Consider the following 18,662-nt stretch of genomic DNA (forward strand, 5'->3'; position numbering starts at 1 on the left):
GCGACATACTTCATCCCTCGACTTTTCACGGCCGCGGGGCGGCCCCATCGCGGCGGTCCCGCCGGACGCCAGACGGCCACCAGGGACGCGCGCACGCGCGGCATGCCCCGGGCCTTTCGAAACGACCGCCAAGGAGCCAGATGAAGAAAAGCAAATCTGCAGGGCCGGGAAACCACGGCGACCCGCTGCGCGCGACCCGCGGCAGCATCTCCGACCTGCGCATGGTGGTGACGCTGCGCCCCGACCAGGAAATGACCATCGACAGCCTGGCCGACGCCCTGCGCCACAACGGCGAGTGGCTGGCGCGCGCCAGCATCTGCCTGGCCGCGTTGCGCGAGGCGAGCGCCGTGCCCGTGCGCGCGGTGATCTCGGACGTAAGAAAAGGGGCCGTCGCGCTCGATTTCTACGTCAACGACGACATCGCCCACTGCGCGCGCCTGACGCGCTCGGTCCACGCCGTGCTGGCCAGGGAATTCAACCGCGTGCTGCCACCATCACTGCTGATCGCGGTGCGGCCCCTGCTGGACGCCGCGCCGGAGCGGCGCCGCGCGCGCAGCCGGCCGGACGAGCTCGCCGCCTCCGCGGTCATGCTGGCCGAATCCGCCTCGGAGGCGAACCGGCGCATGTCGGCCATCTGCGCCTACCTGGCCGCCTTCCACGAGGCCAGGCAGGTCGGCGAGATTGCGTGTCCCGAGCAGCAGAACCTGCTGGCCGACCACCACGAAGCGGTGGACTGGCGCCTGCGCCTGCACCAGTCGGAGCAGGCGCGCTCGCTGGCCGAGTCGCTGGCCTTCCTCCAGCGCACCTACAACGAGGCCGCTTTCGACCTCGACACGCCGTTCCGCGAATACCAGGCCCTGCTGCAGCGGGAAGTGATGCTGGCCTTCCGCGAGGACCTCGCCTCGTTCTCCGCCGGGCAGCGCGCGTAGCGGCGGCGCGGTTGCCGGGCGGCGCCTCTGCATGAGGGCGCCGGCATACGCAGCGCCGGCATTTGTTTCGTTATCGGCACGAAGATGAAATCATTGAGTTAGGAATTTCCCTCAATAACTAGGATAAATCCTATATTTCTAGTGCTTCCCGCAGCGCAATATTTTATTCACACGCATTGCGCATGCGACTTGCCAAATTTCTGCAATGGCTAGCTGAAATCGTTCGCCCCTTTTCCCCCGCCAGCATCCGCCCCTCCCGGGCGGATTTTTTTGAGATTTCCGTCCTTCCCATGACCGCATGGATGGCCTCCTATCCTGTCTCCTGGCGCCGTACGCGCTTTCTCTTGGTTCCGACTTCCGCCGAAATCGCCGCCCCGAAGGCAACGATCTGTCCCAACACAAACCCATCCCATATTTAGTACTTGTACTACGTTTAAAGTCCAAATCTCGTTCTGGTCAGATAGTTCGGAATATTGACTTATCCGAAAATTCATTCAGAGCACCGCAGCAGTACTACCTCTGTACCAAGCGGGGCTTTAACGGGTAGTTCCGGATCTTCCACTTTTCCCATTTCTTGTCATGAAAAATACCCTTCTTGCTTCTGCCATCGCCGCCGCAGCAGCAGCGGCTGCATTCGCCCCGGTCGCCAACGCCTACGACGGCACGATCGAAATCACCGGCAACATCGTCGCCACCACGTGCCAGATCAATGGCAGCAACGGCCCCACCGACGTGACGGTGCCGCTGCCCCCGGTATCGGCCAACGCGCTGTCGACCCAGGGCGCCACCGCCGGCCGCACGCCGTTCTCGATCACGCTCTCCGGCTGCCAGGGGGGTTCTGCCACCAAGGTTTCCACCAGCTTCGAAGCCGGCCCGACGGTCAACAGCACCGGCCGCCTGACCGTGGACGCAGGCGGCGCCAGCGGCGTCGAAATCCGCCTGCTGAATGCCACCCAGGGCGTGATCAACGCGGGCACCGCGCTGACCGGCCAGAACTCGCCGGCCGTGAACATCGTTGGCAATGGCGCCACGCTGAACTACTTCGCCGAATACTTCGCGACCGGCACCGGCACCGTCACGTCCGGCGCCGCGAACTCGCGTGTCCGGTACTCGCTGGTCTACGAGTGATCGACAGCCGGCCGGCGTTGCGCGGAAGACGGTCCGGCGCCTGACCCCGCCGCCGCAAGGCGAGGCCTTTCAAGCCGTCTCGGCAATGCCGAGACGGCTTCTGAGGAAACGTGTTGCCCAAGTAAGCAAATCAATCGGTAGCAAAGATGAAACCCTCCATTTTTCTCGGGCCTCTCATGGCGGCGGCCTTCACCGTGGCGGGCGGGCTGGCCACCCCGGCGCAGGCGAGCGTGGTCATCACCGGCACCCGCGTCATCTTTCCGGCGCAGGAGCGCGAGGTCACGGTCAGGCTCACCAACGACGGCAAGATCCCGGCGCTGGTGCAGAGCTGGATCGACACGGGCGACGCCGACGCCTCGCCCGACCAGATCGACGTGCCGTTCGTGCTGACGCCGGCGATGTTCCGGCTCGAGCCCGGCAAGGGCCAGACGCTGCGCGTGATCTATAGCAAGGAGCCGCTGCCGCAGGACAAGGAATCGCTGTTCTGGCTCAACGTGCTCGAAGTGCCGCCAAAGCCGGAGCTCGGTGAAAACACCAACCGCCTGCAACTGGCCTTCCGCACGCGCATCAAGATGATGTTCCGCCCGGCCGCGCTGGCCGGCAGCGCCGACGACGCGCCGGCGAAGGTCACATGGGAGCTCGTGCGCGGCGAAGGCGGCAAGGGATATGCGCTGAAAGCGACCAACCCGAGCCCGTATGTGGTGAACCTCGGCAGCATCTCGCTCCTGGCCGACGGCCGGGACCTCAACGCCGGCAAGGGCTACGTCCTGCCCGGCGGCTCGCGGACGTTCGCGGTCGAAGGCCTTGCGGCGCCGCCGGCCTCGGCCGTATCCGTCAACTACAGCGCCATCAACGACTGGGGCGGCGCCGTGCAGGGCAAGCAGCCGTCCGCGGTCAGGCTGGCGCAGTAGGCGCGGGCGGGCGGGGCTGGCAACCATGCCAGTCCCGCCGGGACCGCGCGGACCGTTCCCGCTTTCCAAACAGATCCAGTCCGTATCCGCCGCGTGCAGCCAGGGCTTTCGTGAACGGCCCGCACCGGCAGGCGGCGGCCAGGTCCCGGAGGACCCTGGCAAGCCCCGCTCGGCCGTGCATCCGGTCATGCCGGATGCCAACGGCTTTATCAAGGAGCAAGTAGTCATGACCCCCGCCCGCGATGGCGCCTTTCATTTCCGCCTCAAGCCATTGTGCGCGCTGGTGCTGTCGAGCCTGGCCGCGTGGCAGTCCGAGGCACTGGCCGAGGCGGGCGCGCCCGCGGCGAGGCAGGTCGCGCAGGTCGAGTTCGACAGCGGGTTCCTGGTGAAAGGCAACGCCCGGCACGTGGATCTGTCGCGCTTCGAGCACGGCAACGTCGTGCTGCCCGGCGTCTACAGCCTCGACATCTACGTCAACGGCAGCCGCGTGAGCCGCGCCGACGTGCCGTTCAGGCTCCTCGGCGACGGCGATCGCGACGCGCAGGCCTGCTTCGACCACAAGCTGCTGCAAGGCATCGGCATCGATTTCCGCAAGCTGTCGCCCGAAACGGCGTCGCGGCTCGCGGTCGCGGGCGCGTGCCTGCCGCTTGCCGAGGTAGTGCCCGACGCCAGCGTGAGCCTGGACTTCGGCGACCAGCGCCTGGACATCGGCGTGCCGCAGGTTTCGCTGAGCCGCAGCGCGCGCGGCTACGTGAGCCCCGACCTGCTCGACTCCGGCGTGACGACCGGCATGCTCGGCTACAACCTCAACGTCTACAGTTTCAAGAGCCGCGGCGCCAGCATGCAGACGCAGGGCTACCTCGGCCTGAACGCGGGCTTCAACGCGGGCAACTGGCATTTCCGCCACAACGGCTCCTACAACTGGGACGCGAACGGGCGCAGCGTCTACCAGAACGTCGCCACCTATGCCCAGCGCGACCTGACGAAGCTGGCTTCGCAACTGACCATCGGCGAGGCCTACACCAGCGGCGAACTGTTCGACTCGACCGCCTTCCGCGGCGTGCGCATCGCCACCGACGACCGCATGCTGCCCGATTCGCTGCGCGGCTACGCGCCGACGGTGCGCGGCGTCGCCAACAGCAATGCCCGGGTGACGATCCGCCAGAACGGCATGACGATTTATGAGACCACGGTCGCGCCCGGCGCGTTCGAGATCGACGATCTCTACGCCACCGGCTACGGCGGCGACCTGAACGTCGCCATCACCGAGGCGGATGGCTCGGTGCGCTCGTTCTCGGTGCCGTATGCCGCCGTGCCGCTGTCGCTGCGGCCCGGCGTCAACCGCTACAGCGTCGTGGCCGGCACGGTGCGCGACCCGTTGAGCTCGCGCAACCCGCTGTTCGCCCAGGCCACCTGGCAGCGCGGCATCAGCAACCTGCTGACCGGCTACGGCGGCGTGACGCTGGCGCAGGGCTACGGCTCGGCGATGCTGGGCGGGGCCTTCAACACGCCGTTCGGCGCGCTCGGCGCGGACGTGACGCAGGCGCTCACCTCGCTGCCCGGCCAGGGCCGCTTCAGCGGCACGAGCACGCGCATCAGCTATTCCAAGCTGGTGCCGAAGACCCGCACCGACGTGGCGATCGCCGCCTACCGCTACTCCACGGGCGGCTACTTCGGCCTCAACGAGGCCATGCTCGCGCGCACGCGCGCGGAGAACGGCCAGAGCATCGACAGCGTCTGGCGCCAGCGCAACCGCGCCTCGGTCACGCTCGGCCAGCAGCTCGGCGAGCGCGGCGGGCGGCTCAACCTGACCGCGTCGACCGCCAACTACTGGAACCGCAGCGGCTCGGACATCAATTATTCGGTCGGCTACGCCAACACCTACAGGAACATCGCCTTCGGCGTGTCGGCCATGCGCCAGCGCAGCGTGGACGGCCGCATGAGCACGATGTACTACGCCAACATCACGATCCCGCTGGGCAAACAGCGCCCGCTGACCGTGACGGGCAGCGTCTCGCACGACAGCCGCGGCAGCACGCAGGCGCAGACCACCGTGTCGGGCTCGGCCGGCGCCGACAGCAACTTCTCATATGGACTGAGCGTGAACCACAGCTCGGGCGCCGGGCAATCCAGCACCGACGGCAGCGCCAACATGCTGTACCGCAGCGCGTATGCGGATTTCAGCGGCAGCATGGGCGCCGGCGCCGATCGCCAGCAGGCCTCGCTCGGCGTGCGCGGCGCGGCGGTCCTGCACCGCGGCGGCATCACGCTGTCGCAACCGCTGTCCGACACCTTCGCGATCGTCGAGGCGCCCGCCGCCGAAGGCGCGCGCGTGGCCAATGCGCCCGGCGTGCGCATCGACAGCCGCGGCTACGCGGTGGTGCCGTACCTGACGCCGTACAGCATGAACACGGTGGCGCTCGACCCGAAGGGACTGTCCACCGACGTGGAACTGCGCGAGACCAGCCAGCAGGTCGCGCCGCGCGCCGGCGCGGTGCCGATGCTCAGGTTCGAGACCATTTCGGGGCGCTCGGCGCTGATCCGGGCGCTGCGCGACGGCAATGCGGCGCTGCCGTTCGGGGCGTCGGTGCGCGACGAGACCGGCCAGGAAGTCGGCGTGGTCGGCCAGGCCGGCAAGATCTTCGCGCGCGGGCTCCGGGACAAGGGCGTGCTGAAGGTCTCGTGGGGCAGCGGCGATGCGTCGGCCTGCCGCATCGACTACACGCTGCCGGAGCGCAAGAAGACGGACAGGGGCAGCAGCTATCAGCAGATCAAGGCCGGCTGCGCGTCCATCGCCACGGCGGCGGCCACCGTGACCACCGGCGCGCCGGTGGTACGCCGATGAGCGCGCCGTGCGCGGCGCGTGCCTCCTGACTGGCCATATCGAAACCTGGGCAAGGACATCATGAAAAGACTCTTCTTCTGGCTGGCGTTGCTGAGTTCCGCGCTGACGACGGTCGATGCAATGGCCGACTGCAATGTGATTCCGTCAACGGATCACAAGCCGTTCCGCTACAGGCTGAGCAACTTCAACCCGCCGGCCTTCAATCCGAACGTGGCGGACGGCACCCTGCTCTACTCGGGGACGCACGACTTCATCCCGGAAAACGGCGGACCGACCGGTTGGGCCTGCCAACTCCTGCGGGTCGATTACGGCGGCCAGGGAAGCCTGGGACCCTACGACACCTTGTCCACGCCGCTCAAGGGTATCGGCTTGCGGATGCGCTATGCCTTCGACCCCAGATGGTGGCCGTACTCTGAATCAAGCACGGCCAGCGGCCTCAGTGAAGGCTACACCTTGCAGTTGGTCGTCGAACTCGTCAAGGTCGGCCCGATCACCGCGGGTGGCACGCTGAACGGCGTGGTTGCGGCAAAATGGATTCATGACGGCACGGTGAAGGCCGCCGAATTCCTGATCAACGGTGCCCTCATCAGGCCGCTCGTGCCCACCTGCTCGCTGCAAGACAACCATATCCCGGTGTCGCTGGACAAGGTCGACATCAGTCGTTTCAAGGGCATCGGTTCGGCTTCGGACGACCAGCCATTCCACGTCAGGCTATCCTGCGCCGGCGGCAGTGCCGGGACCGAGACCAACATCCATGCGACGCTGACCGACGCGAACGATCTGGCCAACCGCGGAGATACGCTCAAGCTGTCGCCGGGATCGACGGCGAAAGGCGTGGGCATCCAGATACGCAAGGACGGCACCGTGCTCAAGTACGGCGCCGATTCCCGCGACCCGGCCAATCCGAACCAGTGGCCCGCCGGCCTGGCGGCGAACGGCCCGTTCGACATTGCCCTGACCGCACGCTACATACAGACCGAGGCCGAGGTCGGGGCGGGCACGGCAAACGGCCGGGCAACGATCACCATGAGCTATCAATGATGGCCACGCGGCACGGGCATTTGCCGCCGTATTGAAAGACGAATCCGATTGCTCCGGCCGCCCGGACGGACATGGCGCCCCAGGACCACGTTCCCGGCCCCACGGATTCGGCATCGCCCCGGCATCTTTTTCCTCCGGTGCCCGCCCCCTCGCACGGCGGACCTCTTCTCCCCCGGCTCCCCGGCTTGCGCCGGCGCACGTTTGCCGGTCCCGGTCATCCACCCGGCCCCACCATCGAACTTGTCCGAAATCGGTTCTTGCACAAAGCGCGCATAGCCATCGATTTCATACTCACCCTATATGGACGCCATAAATATCGTTCATGTCAGATAGAAAGGGAAACGTCATTGACCGAAACTCTGTGCTTGAGCCTGCCCTTGGCAACACGGCAGCCCTCCCCGTCGACAGGCGCTCTGGCCCGCTTCCGGACAGGCCTGGAACGCATGTCGCCGCCGTTGCCCGCGCGCGTTTGCGCCGGCATCGCCCGCGCAGGCAGCGCGCGCGGCCGGACCACTCATACCAAGAACGATCGATGAACCCTATGAAGCCACCACCCCTGACCGGCCTGCCCGCGCCGCCATTGCCGGCGCAGGGCCCATCCACGGAAACCGCGCCCTCGCCATGCGCCGCCGCCATGCCGGGCTGGACATCCATTCCATCTCACCACTGAGACACCGGCAATGCGTGAAGACTCCAGCTTTCCGCCGGAAGGACCTGCCGTGAAAACGCAACAACCCTTGACTGTGTATCGCGTGCTGCTCGAATTCTCCGACCTGAGCAAGGTGAATCAGCAGGTCTTCATCGAACTGATGAACGACTTCCTGATGATCTCGCCGCAGCGGCGCCGCGAATTCATCGAGCAATGGCGCGTGGCGCTGGACCGCCACGCCACAGCCGACACCGAACACAGCAATTGAATTGAGGATGGCGTCTCCCGCTGCGGCGGCGAGCCGCGCCATCCGGGACGCAAAGCAGCAGCCGGCCGGCAGCCAGGCTGCGCAGCACAGCCTGGCCAGCAAGAGAGCAACAAGAACATTCCTAAGCCAGCCGCCGCCAGAGCCGCGTCTCGCCCATCGATGAAACAATTTCTTGGACTCTTCCTTGATTGTTTCTCCTTTTAACCTTCGCACGGGGATGACCGCCGCCCCCGGAGGGAGCTTGCCAACGGTTTAGGGGAAATTCCCGTTAAACTCGTACAGTCATTTAGGATTTGTCAGACGGCTGCTCCCTCGGTCATCATGCGTCCGCCCTCGCGCCCGAAGTCAAACCCGCCATCATTGCCACGTTCCGCGCCGTGGCAGCCGGGGTCAAGGAGTGAAAACATGCAAGAATTTTCCATCAGAGTGATCGTCGCGGACGACCATCCGGCGGTGGCCCTGGGAATCAGTTATGAACTGCAGAAGATCGATGCCGCCAAGCTGGTGGCAACCGTGAGCAACTCGACCGAACTGATCGCCACGCTGGACGCGCATCCGTGCGACGTGCTCGTGACCGACTACGTCATGCCCGGCGGCAAGTACGGCGACGGCCTCGCGCTGGTGTCTTTCCTGCGGCGCCGCTACCCGGCGCTGCGGCTGGTGATCTTCACCATGATCGACAACCCCGGCGTCATCCGGGCCATCCTGCAGCAGGGCGTGAACTGCATCCTGAGCAAGTCCGACGCCATGTCCCACCTGCTCGCCGCGGTCCATGCGGCCCATGTGGAAGGCAAGTATTTCTCGCCCTCCATCAAGGAAATGCTGGAGGACGACCAGCCGGCCACGCAGTCGCGCCCGCTGACCCCGCGCGAAGCCGAGGTCGTGCGCCGCTTCGGCTCGGGGCAGACCATCAACGAGATCGCCGCCCAGTTGCATCGCAGCAAGCAGACGGTCAGCTCGCAGAAATCCAGCGCCATGCGCAAGCTCGGCATCAAGCGCGACGCCGACCTGATCCGCTACGCCACCGACGGCAACCTCGCCGCGTCGGAGAACTCGCTGGCGGGATAAGCGGCCGCGCCGCAACACCGCCCTCATGGGAAGGTAAACGTGAATTCCGCCGAGCCGCCGGCATACCCGGCCTTCATCTCGGCAACCGTGCCGGTGCGGAGGTATTGCGCCTGCAGTTGAATCGTCGCCGTATCGCCCGAGCGCGTCATCACGTACTTCGTGGCCACGTTCGGATTGTCGAAGGCGATGCGCGCACCGCTCGACCTGTTCGTCATGATGATGCCGAAGCCCTCGGCCAGGCTCTGCCCGCCGGGCGCGTAGAGCTGCAGGATGGTCTTGTCGGTGGTCGGCTTGTTGGACTTGTCGCGGAAGCTGATCGTGGGCTTGGCGTTTGCCGTGCAATTGTTCAGCGTGATGGCGAACGGCACCGGCGTCGAGGTGCTGTTGGCGTTCGGGAAATCCCTCACCGAAAAGGTACCCAGGTTGACCGGAATGATCTGGTTGGCCACCACGTCGCACTTGTTCGGAATCGGCGGCGGCGGGCCGCCGCCGAGGTTGACGATGCCCGTGCTGTCGTAGACACGCTCCAGACTGCAGGTGCCCGAAGTCGCCTGGCTGAGGTCGACGATGGTGCCAAGCGCCGGCGCCGCCGCGGTCAGGAAATCCCGGGCATAAAGCTTCACCTCCCGGTTATCCGCGATCCTGGTCACCTGGAGCGCACCCGGCGGCAGCAGATTCGCGGGCTTGGTCAGCACCAGGTATTGCCTGTAGCCGGAGAGACGCCCGGAGCTTCCAGAGCCCACCGCGTCATTTATCATCAACGCAAGTTTGTCGGCGGCCAACGCCGTCGGATACGAACTGAAGGGCAGCGGTGTCTCGCCAGCCCCCGATACCGTCATCCATTTGAGACCGATGCCGTCGATATTGGTCGGCGCAATGCTGTCCGATCCGAGCGGTCCCACCGACCAGTGCCCGGCAATGACGAGCGTGTGGGGCACGGTAGCCGGCTTGTAGGCAAATTCGGTATGCAAGCTGAAGTTCCGCGCCATCAGGGGGGTGCCGACCGGCGTGCTGCTGGTCAGCGGATTGACGATCGTCCATGGCTGCACCATGTCGTCGGAGAGCCGCGTAAGGCAACCGGTTGTCACGGCGTCCACCCATGCCGCCCGCACGTCCGCGCTGGCCACGCCCAATGCAACCCCGAGCGACAGCAGCGGCACGGCAGCGAGCCAGCGCGGTGACGGGGCGCGCCCGGCGCCCGGCAATTCGTTCCTGTTCATGCCATTCTCCATGGCCTCCTTACTGCGAGGCAATTTCAGGGGCCGGCGCGCCCGTCCGGCCTGCACCAGGCGGACAGGCGGCCGGCCAGCCTCGGCGCCTTACTCGATGGTGCCGAAGTTGCGGCCCGCCAGCGGCACCAGCGCGGCGTCACCGGAGACGGCGTTGTAGCTCATCCGGCCATAGTTCACGCCGACCAGCCCACCGCCGTTCTGGCCGTAGTAGGCCGTGGCGTTGACCTTGCCGCTCGCCTGCGAATACTCGACCACGCCGTTGTTCACGCCGACCAGCCCGCCCAGCGATGCATAACTGCCGCCCTTGACCGAGCCCGAGGCCGAGGCGCCGAGGATGCGGCCGTTGTTCTGGCCGACCAGGCCGCCTACCATGCTGTAGTTTTGGCCTGTGACGCTGCCGCTGGCCACGCCGGAAATCGCCATGGCGGTCGGGTCGAGGCTCGTGTTGTTGGTGCCGACCAGCCCGCCGACGTAGCTGTTGCTGCCGCTAGAGACATTGCCGCGGGCTTCCACCCCCTGCAAGTCGCCGGCGTTGTAGCCGACCAGGCCACCGACGTGGCTGTTGCTGCCGGACCAGACATTGCCAGTCGCCAGCGCGCCGACGATGGCACCACCATTGCTGCTGCCAACCAGCCCGCCCACGCGGGCGCCGCTGCCGCCGTAGACCTCGCCGGCGGCCTCGGCATTCAGGATGGTGCCGCCGTCATGCGTGCCAACCAGCCCGCCCACGCTGACGCCGCTGCGGTTCTCGACGACGCCGCTGGCCCGGACATCGGTCAGGTTGCCCGCCTGATTCCAGCCCACCAGGCCACCCACCGTGGCCGCGCCGGAACCGGTCACCCTGCCGCTGGCGTAGGAGCCGGTAATCGAGCCACCCTCATTGCGGCCGACCAGGCCACCGAGATAACCGCCGGTGGCGTTGACGGAGCCAGTGGCGAAGAAGCTGCTCGCGATGGTGCCGCCACGGTTGTAGCCGACCAGCCCGCCGTAATTGGCTCCGCCCGCGTAGTTGGTGATAGTGCCCAGGCTCGAGGAGTCGGCGATGAAACCAGCGGCACTGCCGCCCGTGCCGTCGCCGTTGTTGATCCCGACCAGTCCGCCCACGCTGCCGGACAGGTTGTGCGACATGCGGTTCATCAGGCTGACGTTGGTCTGACTGTTGATCACGCGGCCGAAGTTCTCGCCGACCAGACCGCCGACGGCCTGGCTGTAGTCGTTGCCCGACACGGTGCCTGCCACCTTGGCGGTGTCGATGGTGCCGAAATTCATCCCGACCAGGCCGCCCGTCGTGGCGCCGCTGCTGCCGTAGACGTTGCCGTCCACCTTCACGCCGGTGACGTTGACGTTGTTGATCTGGCCGAAGTTCGCGCCCGCCAGCCCGCCCACCAGCGCAATCCCGCCCGCGGGCCAGCCGGAGGGGCCGACGGCCGTAAGCGAAGCCAGGTTCAGGTTGCTGATGCGGCCGGACGAGATGCCGAACAGGCCGACATACGGCCCCGTGCCGCTCACCCTGATGTCGCTCAGCGTATGGCCCAGGCCCTCGAAGATGCCGGAGAAGACCTGGCTGGAACCGATCGGCGTCATGTAGGCACCGCGAAAATCGGTGCCGACCACGTAATAACCGCCCAGGTTGTTGTTGACGTTCTGCAACTGGGAGAAATTCTGGATCACGTCATAGAAGTAGCCGTTCGACTTGAACGAGGCACCGGTGCCGGACAACGTCACCACGGCGCCGTTGTTCAGCTTCAGGGCATTGCCCGCGCCATAGTTGATCTCCATGCCGGAGCCCGCGCCGCTGGCCGTCAGCGCGACGCCGTTGATGTTGACGTCGCCGGCCGCGGTCAGCGCCAGCTTGTTGCCGCTGCTCCAGGCCACGGGCGCGTAGACCGAGAGATTGCCAGTATTGCTGACCAACTCGACATTGGTGGTGCCCAGGCTGCGTGCCAGCGTGTCGGCCGTTACGGTGCTGCCGCCTGCGCTGCCCGTCTGCCTGACGCTGGCCTCGGCCGTGCCGATGCGCCAGGTGCCGGTCTGGCCATAGCTGGCCTGGGTACTGACCTGCGTACCCACCAGCACCTGCACGTCGGCGCCCTTGGTCTCGACGACGCCGCCGTTGCCCGGGCCGGACAGCGCGCTGGCGTTGAGGCTGCCGGCCACGCGCACGGTGCCGGCGTCGCCGCCGTCCAGCGTGATCCTGCCGGCGTAGCCGGCCAGGGTCTTGGCCTCGACGACGCCCGTGTTGTTGACCACCGCCTGCTGCAGGCTGCCGGCCGCCTGCGCCGTCATCAGTACCTGCCCGCCATTGGCGCGCAGCACGCCGCCGTTCTGCGCCACCGCGCTCAGCGCGGCGCCGTTGACCTGCAGGTTGAGCAGGCCGCTGCCATCGAAGCTGACGGTGAAGTCGTTGCCGGCGCCCAGCGCCACGCGGCCCAGCAGGGCCTGGATCGTGCCGGTGTTGTTGACGTTCGTGCCCAGCAGCGCCACGCTGCCGCCCGGCGCGGCATTGATCGTGCCGTAGTTCCATACCTGCGCGCCGGTGCTGCCCGCGAAGCGGTAATTGCCGTTGAGGAAGTCGGCGTCGCTGATGCCTTGCGCCGAGGCCACCAGCCCGCCGACGTTGACCTGGGCGGTCCGGCCGAACAGCATGCCGTTGGGATTGACCAGGAACACGCGGCCATTGGCATCCAGCGCGCCATCGATGTTGCTGGTGGCCGCCGTGACCACGCGGTTCAACACCACCGAGGTATTGGCGGGCTGGTTGAAGGCGACGCGTTCGGCCGCGCCGATGTTGAATTCGTTCCAGTTGACGATCAGCTTGTCGGACTGCTGATTGACCGTCATGTTCCTGCCGCCGTTGTAGACCTGCACGTCGCCGCTGCCGGACACGATCGACTGCCCGGTCGGCAACGCATGCGCCGTGGCCAGCGCCCCCAGCCCGAGCACCACGGCGGCCGCCGCGATGGCGCGCTTTGCGCTGCCCGGCTTGCCGTGGCGGCGCGTTCCTTCGCTGGCGACGTTCCAGCAACCCTGAGATTGGTTCCAGACCAATGCGTAGTTCTTGTTCATGACTTCTTCCTTGTTTGTCAGACACTGCCATCTGCCCGGCAGCATGGGTACGACATCGATGCCGCGCGGCGGACATCCGCCGCTCAAAAGTACTGCGCCCCCTGCACCCAGATCCGCGGGCTGCGCACCGGCCCGCCGCTTTCGTCGCGCTGGCCCACCGGCCACGCGAGCGCCACGCTGACCTGATGCCCGTCGCCGGTCCAGCCGGCACCGACTCCGGCGGCGGTCAGCCGGCGCTGGTTGTTCCCGGTGGACCAGGGATGGCGGTTGATGTCGACCTCGCTGCGGTCGACGAAGGCGCTGAACTGCCAGCCGGCAAAGGGCATGTAGCGCAGCTCCAGGCTGGCCTGCCAGCCCTGGTCGCCGGTGCCGGCGCCGAGCGCGTAGCCGCGCACGCCGTAGGGCCCGCCCATGCCGAATTTCTCGGAGCCGTCGAGATTGCCCGAGGCCCATTGCGCGTTGAACTGGCCATAAAGCTGGAAGCGCTGGCTCAGCCGCTGCAGCCGCGCGGCGTTCAGGCTCAGCTTGCTGAAGCGGCCGGCCGCATGGGCGGTGAAGCCGTCCACGTAACTCGTGTAGGGATCGTCCAGGCGCAGCCGCCCGCGGCTAACGCTCACCGACACCATGCTCTGCCCGCCGCCGAACAACCCGTCCTGGTTGTTGGCGTTCACGCCCAGCGTCCATGATTCGACGCGCTTGGGGTTGGTCACCTCGAACAGGTCCATGTCGTCGCGCAGCCGCTTGTCGTCGTATTGCAGTTGCGCGTTCACGTTGAACGCGCGGCCGCGCAGCAGCGGCTGGGTGATGAAGGCGCTGCGGATGCTGGCCTTGCCGTGCGCATCCAGCACCGCGAAATCCCGCGCCAGGTGGTAGCGCATCTCGGAGTACGCCACGCCCGCGCGCGTGAGCCAAGGGCCGAACGGCACCTGGTAGCCGGCGCGGTAGTAGCGCTGCCGCTTGTCGCTGCCCAGCACGCGCAGGCTCAACTGGTCGCCGAGCCGCAGCGGGCTGTTGAGATAGAGGCTGCCACCGAGGCGGTATTCGCCGGTGTAGTAGCCGCCGTAGTTGTCCGCCTCCACGCTGCCGCTGACCAGCGGCAGCGGTGCCGCGTCGACCACGAGGTCGGTGGCGCCGCGCTCGGCGCCGGGGCGCAGCGTGCCGCGCACCTGCACGCCAGGCAGGTCATTGAGCAGCAGCAGGCGGCTTTCCAGCGCGGCGGCCTGCACGGCGTCGCCGCCCCTGAGCGCCGCGAGCGGCTGGCGCAGCACGCCGTCGAGCACGCGCGACTGGTTCTGCAATTCGACCTGCCCGTAGCGGCCCTCCATCACTTCGATCAGGACCACGCCGTCCTCGATGTCCTGGCGCGGCAGGAACGCGCGCGCCAGCACGTAGCCGTGTTCGTGGTAGTACGCGGTGATGCGGTCGGCCGCGGCGCGCAGGCCGGCAAGGTCCTGCTCGCTGCCGTGCAGGTCGCGCAGCAGCACCAGTAGTTGCGCCGACGCGAACGCCTGGTTGCCGGTGATGCGGAAACCCTGCACCGTCATGCGCAGGCCCGGCTCGGCGGGCGCGGCCGGGCGCGCCGGCGCCTGGGGCATATCCAGTTCCAGGTCCGATGGCGCCGGCAGGCCGGGGCGCACCGTTTCCAGGTCGCGCATGGTCTGCCCGGCGTTGGGAATACTGGGTGCGTTTGGAGCACCGGGCGCCTGCGCCCACGCGGCCACCGGCAGCGCCAGCGCCGCGCCGAATGCGCACAGGCCCGGGATACCAATCATTTGTCTTGCTTTCACATTGACCATCGTCGATTCACCTGCGCCGCGCGGACCATCCGGGCGGACCTACGGCCTGGCGCTCGCGCTCCCGCCGACCAGTTCCCCACCGTCCTTCGCCACCTCGTAGCGCACCTGCGCTTCGCCGCTCCCCTTCAGGCCGGGCAGCGCGATGCGCGTGACGCCGAGCGGCGCCAGCGTCTGGCCGTCCAGTTCCACCGCGGCAGCGCCGCGCGTGACCGTCATCTGCGCGAGCGAGACGTAATACGGCGTGGGGTTGTCCGCCTCCAGTACCGCGTCGCCGGGCGCGGGCGCGCCGCCGAGGCGCCACGTCACGCGCGAGACCGCTTCGTCGGCGCTGCCGGGCAGGCCGGCGGGCCGGTACAGCAGCTTCATGCGCGAACGGTACGACAGCCGCAGCAGGTTGCGGCTGTCCTCGGGCAGCGTCGGCACTTCGAGGAAGTTGAGCCAGAACACCGATTCGCGGTCCCCCGGCAGCGGCTCGCCGGTATGCCTGAGGCGCAGCACGGACTTGTGCTCGGGGTCCAGCCGGAACATCGGCGGCGCCAGCACGAACGGCACGCTGAGCCTGGCGGGATCGGCATCGGGGTCGCCGCGGTCCAGCCAGGCCTGCACCAGGATCGGGCTGCGGCCCTTGTTGCCCACCTGCACGGTCAACTCCTTCGCGCCGGCGGGATAGATAAAGCGCGTTCCCACCACCGACAGCGCCGCCGCGGCCCAGCCCGGCGCCAGCAGCGACAGCGCCACCAGCACCGCCAGCACGTGCCGCCGCCGTATGCCTGTCTTCGTTCCTGTGTTCATCGCGCCTCCGGGTCCGTTGTCTGCCTACTGCCGTGCCGCGACCTTGCCGCCCTCGGCGCCGCCGGCCGGAATCGGCCTGCACTCGAGGTCCAGCGTTGCGTAGCCCTTGCCGGCGCTGGTTTCGCGCGCCGGCAGCGTGTAGTCGATGGCGCAGCGCTGGTCCGGCTTGCTGCCCCATTCGACGCGGATGGTGCCGTGGTCCTTCTCGCTGCGGATCACCAGGCGGCTGCCCTGGCCGACCGCGCCCACGGATGCGTTGGTCTCGGTGTCGATCACGCTGGCGGCGAACGGCAGCGGCTCGCCGCTGGGCGTGCGGCTGTCGATCAGCACGGCGCGCGCGCGGCGCGTCTCGTAGGAAAGCATCACCACCGCGCCGGCGCGCGGCGCCACGCTGCGCGAGGTGGTCTTCAGCTCCACATCGTCGGCCATGCCCTTCGGATCGAGGTCGACGCTGTTGAGCTGATAGGGCGTGAGGCTCGGCACGATCGCGTAGCCGCGCCCGTCGATGGTCGCGCCGCCGGAGTTGACCGTCGCGCCGGTGGCATCGGGCGCCTTCACCACGCCGATGGTCTCGCCCAGCGTCTGGGCCGCCGAAAGGCCGCCCGGGTGCAGGACCAGCGCGCCCATGGCATTGGCCGACGCCTGGCGGTAGCCTTGCCCCTGCGCGATGCTCGCGCCCACCGTGGCACGCGAGGCGCGGTAGCTGATGCTGGCGTTGCCCGAGGTCGCGTTGCGGTTGTTGTCGTAGGTGCCGGACACCGAATACGACGCCGTGCCACGCTCGTTGAGCGCGCCCGACACGCCGGTGGACACCTGGGCGCCGCGGTCGCTGTCGTGCGTGAAGAAGGTGTTCATGAGCGGCGTGGTGCGGGAGCCGCCGCGGCCGAGCGGAATCGAGAGATTCACACTGACCAGCGTGCTCTTGGGCGTGACGCTGGGACTCATGAAGCTGCCGCCGCCGGTGTAGGGCACGCTGGTGCCGGCCGACACGTTCTGCACGCGCTGCACGGACACCGAGTAGGTGATGCCGCGCCACTGGTTGCTGTAGCCGAGCGTGAAGCTCAGCGCCTGTCCGCGCTGGTTCCAGTACTGCAGCGAGGAGCCGTTGAGATAGACACTGCCGCCGCTGGTGCCGAGCTGCTGGCTGACGTTGGCGTCCATGCGCGCGCGCATGCGCGCGAACGAGTCGGTCGGCACGCCGCGCTCGGTCAGGTCGTGCAGGCTCAGCGCGTCGCGCAGGCCGAGATAACCGCCGGTGGAGTAGCGGTAGGCCGCCAGCGAGAAATTGGTGCCGCTGTTGGCGATGTTCTTGCTGTACGACAGCCGGAAGCTGGCGCCGCGCTTGCTTTCTCCGTTCGCCAGCCCGGTCCTGGCATAGGTCACGTCGGCGCCGAAACCGCCCAGCGGCGTGTTGAACGCCGCGCCCACCAGCCCGGACATGTAGTTGGTGGCGAAAGCCATGCCGCCGTAGCCGGTCACCATGTTGTTGATGCCGTGCTGCACCGTGCCCTGCACGATGTACTTGCCGCTGCCTTGCAGCGAGAGATCGCTGGCGCGGCCGGCGGTCACGCTGTAGCGCGTGGAGCCGGGGCGCAGCAGTTGCACGGTGGTGGCGAACGGCACCACGAACGTGCGCTCCTGCCCGTTGGCCTCGGTCACGGTGACGTTGAGGTCGCCGCCATAGCTGGCCACCTGCAGGTCGTCGATCTCGAACGGGCCGGGCGCCACGGTAGTCTCGTAGACCAGGTAGCCGCGCTGGTGGACCGAAACCTTGGCGTTGGAAGCCGCGGTGCCGCGCACCACCGGCGCGTAATAGCGCTGCGCCTCGGGCAGCATGCGGTCGTCGCTGAACAGCGACGCGCCGCGGAACGACACCGAATCGAACAGCTCGCCGCTGGTCGCGCTCTCGCCCACGAGCAGTTGCGAGCGCAGCGCGGTCACGTCGGTCTGGCCGTAGATGAAACCGCGCTGGTAGTGCGTGCCGGTCTGCGGCGACCACGTCACGGCGCCGTTGTGACGCACCCGCACCGGTCCCAGGTTCATGCCCAGGTTCACGCCCGCGTAGCCGTTGGTGGTGTTGTGCCCCTGGCTCTCGGTGGTGAAGACGTTGGTGTTGTAGTTCAGCAGCAGCGCGGGCACGCCGCTGTCCCACTGCTGCGGGTCGACGTAGTTGGTGAGCCCGGTCAGCCGCAGGAAGTATTGCGGCACGGTCAGGTAGGCGCGCTGCTCGGCCTGGTCGTAGCTCAATTCGGCGCCGGGGATGTAGCGCGAGATCTCGTCGCAGACCGCCCCTTCGGGCACCGGGTCCGGCACGTGCTGCGGATCCTGGCCGCGCGCCGCCTTGGCGAGGTCCACGCCGGCACGCGTCAGCAATTCGCGGCTGTAGCACGGCTGCGCGCTTTCCTTGCCGGGCACCTGTCTGAACTCGATGTCCTCGGTGCCGCGCCATTGGCCGTTGACCAGCAGCTCCGTGCGGTAGCGGCCGGGCGCCACGATGTCGGGCCGCTCGAAGCGGCTGGTGTCGATGGCGAAACCGTCGCCGCCCTGCACCAGCATGTAGGAATCGAACAGCACCGGCCTGGCGGCAAGCTGAAGCGCCGCGGTATCGGCCGTATCGGTGACGGCGGCGGCATCGCCGTCGCCGCGGTCCTGGCCGCGCTCCGCGCGCTCCTCGCGCGCCAGCCGCTCGCCCACCTGCGCGGTGGTGTCCACGGGCTGGCGCGGACCCACGCCCTGGCCCACCATCGTGGCCGCGGCCCATGCGGTCGGCGACATCGCGATCGCCGCCGCGGCGCTGACCAGGCGTGGCACGAAACGCTCGAGCCGCGACGGCGGCGGAGCGGCCACCGCGCGGGGCCGCTGGGGCCGGCGAGGAAGGACGATGTAGGCAGGACGGGGAGAATACATGGCCGACGGGACTTTCCTGGATTCGAATTG

At 67.8% G+C, this 18,662-nt stretch carries 12 protein-coding genes; 7 read left to right on the forward strand and 5 right to left on the reverse strand.

What is annotated here, in order from left to right:
* The first annotated feature begins 140 nt into the window (after positions 1–140).
* The 7 genes from AC3WXD_RS25945 (at position 141) to AC3WXD_RS25975 (ending at position 8,839) form a co-directional block, all read left to right on the forward strand.
* Positions 141–929: a hypothetical protein gene (locus tag AC3WXD_RS25945; protein ID WP_492324957.1), complete on the forward strand. Its 789-nt coding sequence runs from the start codon at positions 141–143 to the stop codon at positions 927–929.
* Between the two features lie 579 nt (positions 930–1,508).
* Positions 1,509–2,057: a fimbrial protein gene (locus AC3WXD_RS25950; RefSeq protein WP_020202775.1), complete on the forward strand. Its 549-nt coding sequence runs from the start codon at positions 1,509–1,511 to the stop codon at positions 2,055–2,057.
* 146 nt (positions 2,058–2,203) lie between these two features.
* Positions 2,204–2,968 (forward strand): fimbrial biogenesis chaperone, encoded by a 765-nt coding sequence (locus tag AC3WXD_RS25955; RefSeq protein WP_231401598.1) that lies wholly within the window; start codon positions 2,204–2,206, stop codon positions 2,966–2,968.
* 226 nt (positions 2,969–3,194) lie between these two features.
* The gene (locus AC3WXD_RS25960) at positions 3,195–5,813 is read left to right on the forward strand and encodes a fimbria/pilus outer membrane usher protein (protein WP_492324958.1); all 2,619 of its coding nucleotides are present in this window, start codon (positions 3,195–3,197) and stop codon (positions 5,811–5,813) included.
* Between the two features lie 60 nt (positions 5,814–5,873).
* Complete coding sequence (locus AC3WXD_RS25965) at positions 5,874–6,854, forward strand: fimbrial protein (protein ID WP_492324959.1); 981 nt, start codon at positions 5,874–5,876, stop codon at positions 6,852–6,854.
* Positions 6,855–7,573: 719 nt separating this feature from the next.
* The gene (locus AC3WXD_RS25970; RefSeq protein WP_029043556.1) at positions 7,574–7,771 is read left to right on the forward strand and encodes a hypothetical protein; all 198 of its coding nucleotides are present in this window, start codon (positions 7,574–7,576) and stop codon (positions 7,769–7,771) included.
* Between the two features lie 405 nt (positions 7,772–8,176).
* Positions 8,177–8,839 (forward strand): response regulator, encoded by a 663-nt coding sequence (locus tag AC3WXD_RS25975; RefSeq protein WP_020202770.1) that lies wholly within the window; start codon positions 8,177–8,179, stop codon positions 8,837–8,839.
* Between the two features lie 23 nt (positions 8,840–8,862).
* On the opposite strand, the gene AC3WXD_RS25980 is transcribed toward AC3WXD_RS25975, so the two are convergent.
* From AC3WXD_RS25980 to AC3WXD_RS26000, 5 genes are all read right to left on the reverse strand, one after another.
* Complete coding sequence (locus tag AC3WXD_RS25980; protein ID WP_492324960.1) at positions 8,863–10,059, reverse strand: fimbrial protein; 1,197 nt, start codon at positions 10,057–10,059, stop codon at positions 8,863–8,865.
* A gap of 99 nt (positions 10,060–10,158) precedes the next feature.
* Complete coding sequence (locus AC3WXD_RS25985) at positions 10,159–13,137, reverse strand: two-partner secretion domain-containing protein (RefSeq protein ID WP_492324961.1); 2,979 nt, start codon at positions 13,135–13,137, stop codon at positions 10,159–10,161.
* A gap of 83 nt (positions 13,138–13,220) precedes the next feature.
* Positions 13,221–14,909, reverse strand: coding sequence for a ShlB/FhaC/HecB family hemolysin secretion/activation protein (locus tag AC3WXD_RS25990; RefSeq protein ID WP_492324962.1), 1,689 nt, complete (start codon positions 14,907–14,909; stop codon positions 13,221–13,223).
* A 63-nt stretch (positions 14,910–14,972) separates the two neighbouring features.
* On the reverse strand, positions 14,973–15,725 hold the full coding sequence (locus AC3WXD_RS25995) for a fimbria/pilus periplasmic chaperone (protein WP_059412181.1): 753 nt from the start codon (positions 15,723–15,725) through the stop codon (positions 14,973–14,975).
* Between the two features lie 24 nt (positions 15,726–15,749).
* Positions 15,750–18,536, reverse strand: a complete 2,787-nt coding sequence (locus AC3WXD_RS26000) for a fimbria/pilus outer membrane usher protein (RefSeq protein ID WP_492324963.1) — start codon at positions 18,534–18,536, stop codon at positions 15,750–15,752.
* Positions 18,537–18,662: the final 126 nt, after the last annotated feature.

This window comes from Cupriavidus sp. FW216-B1 (assembly GCF_058789195.1).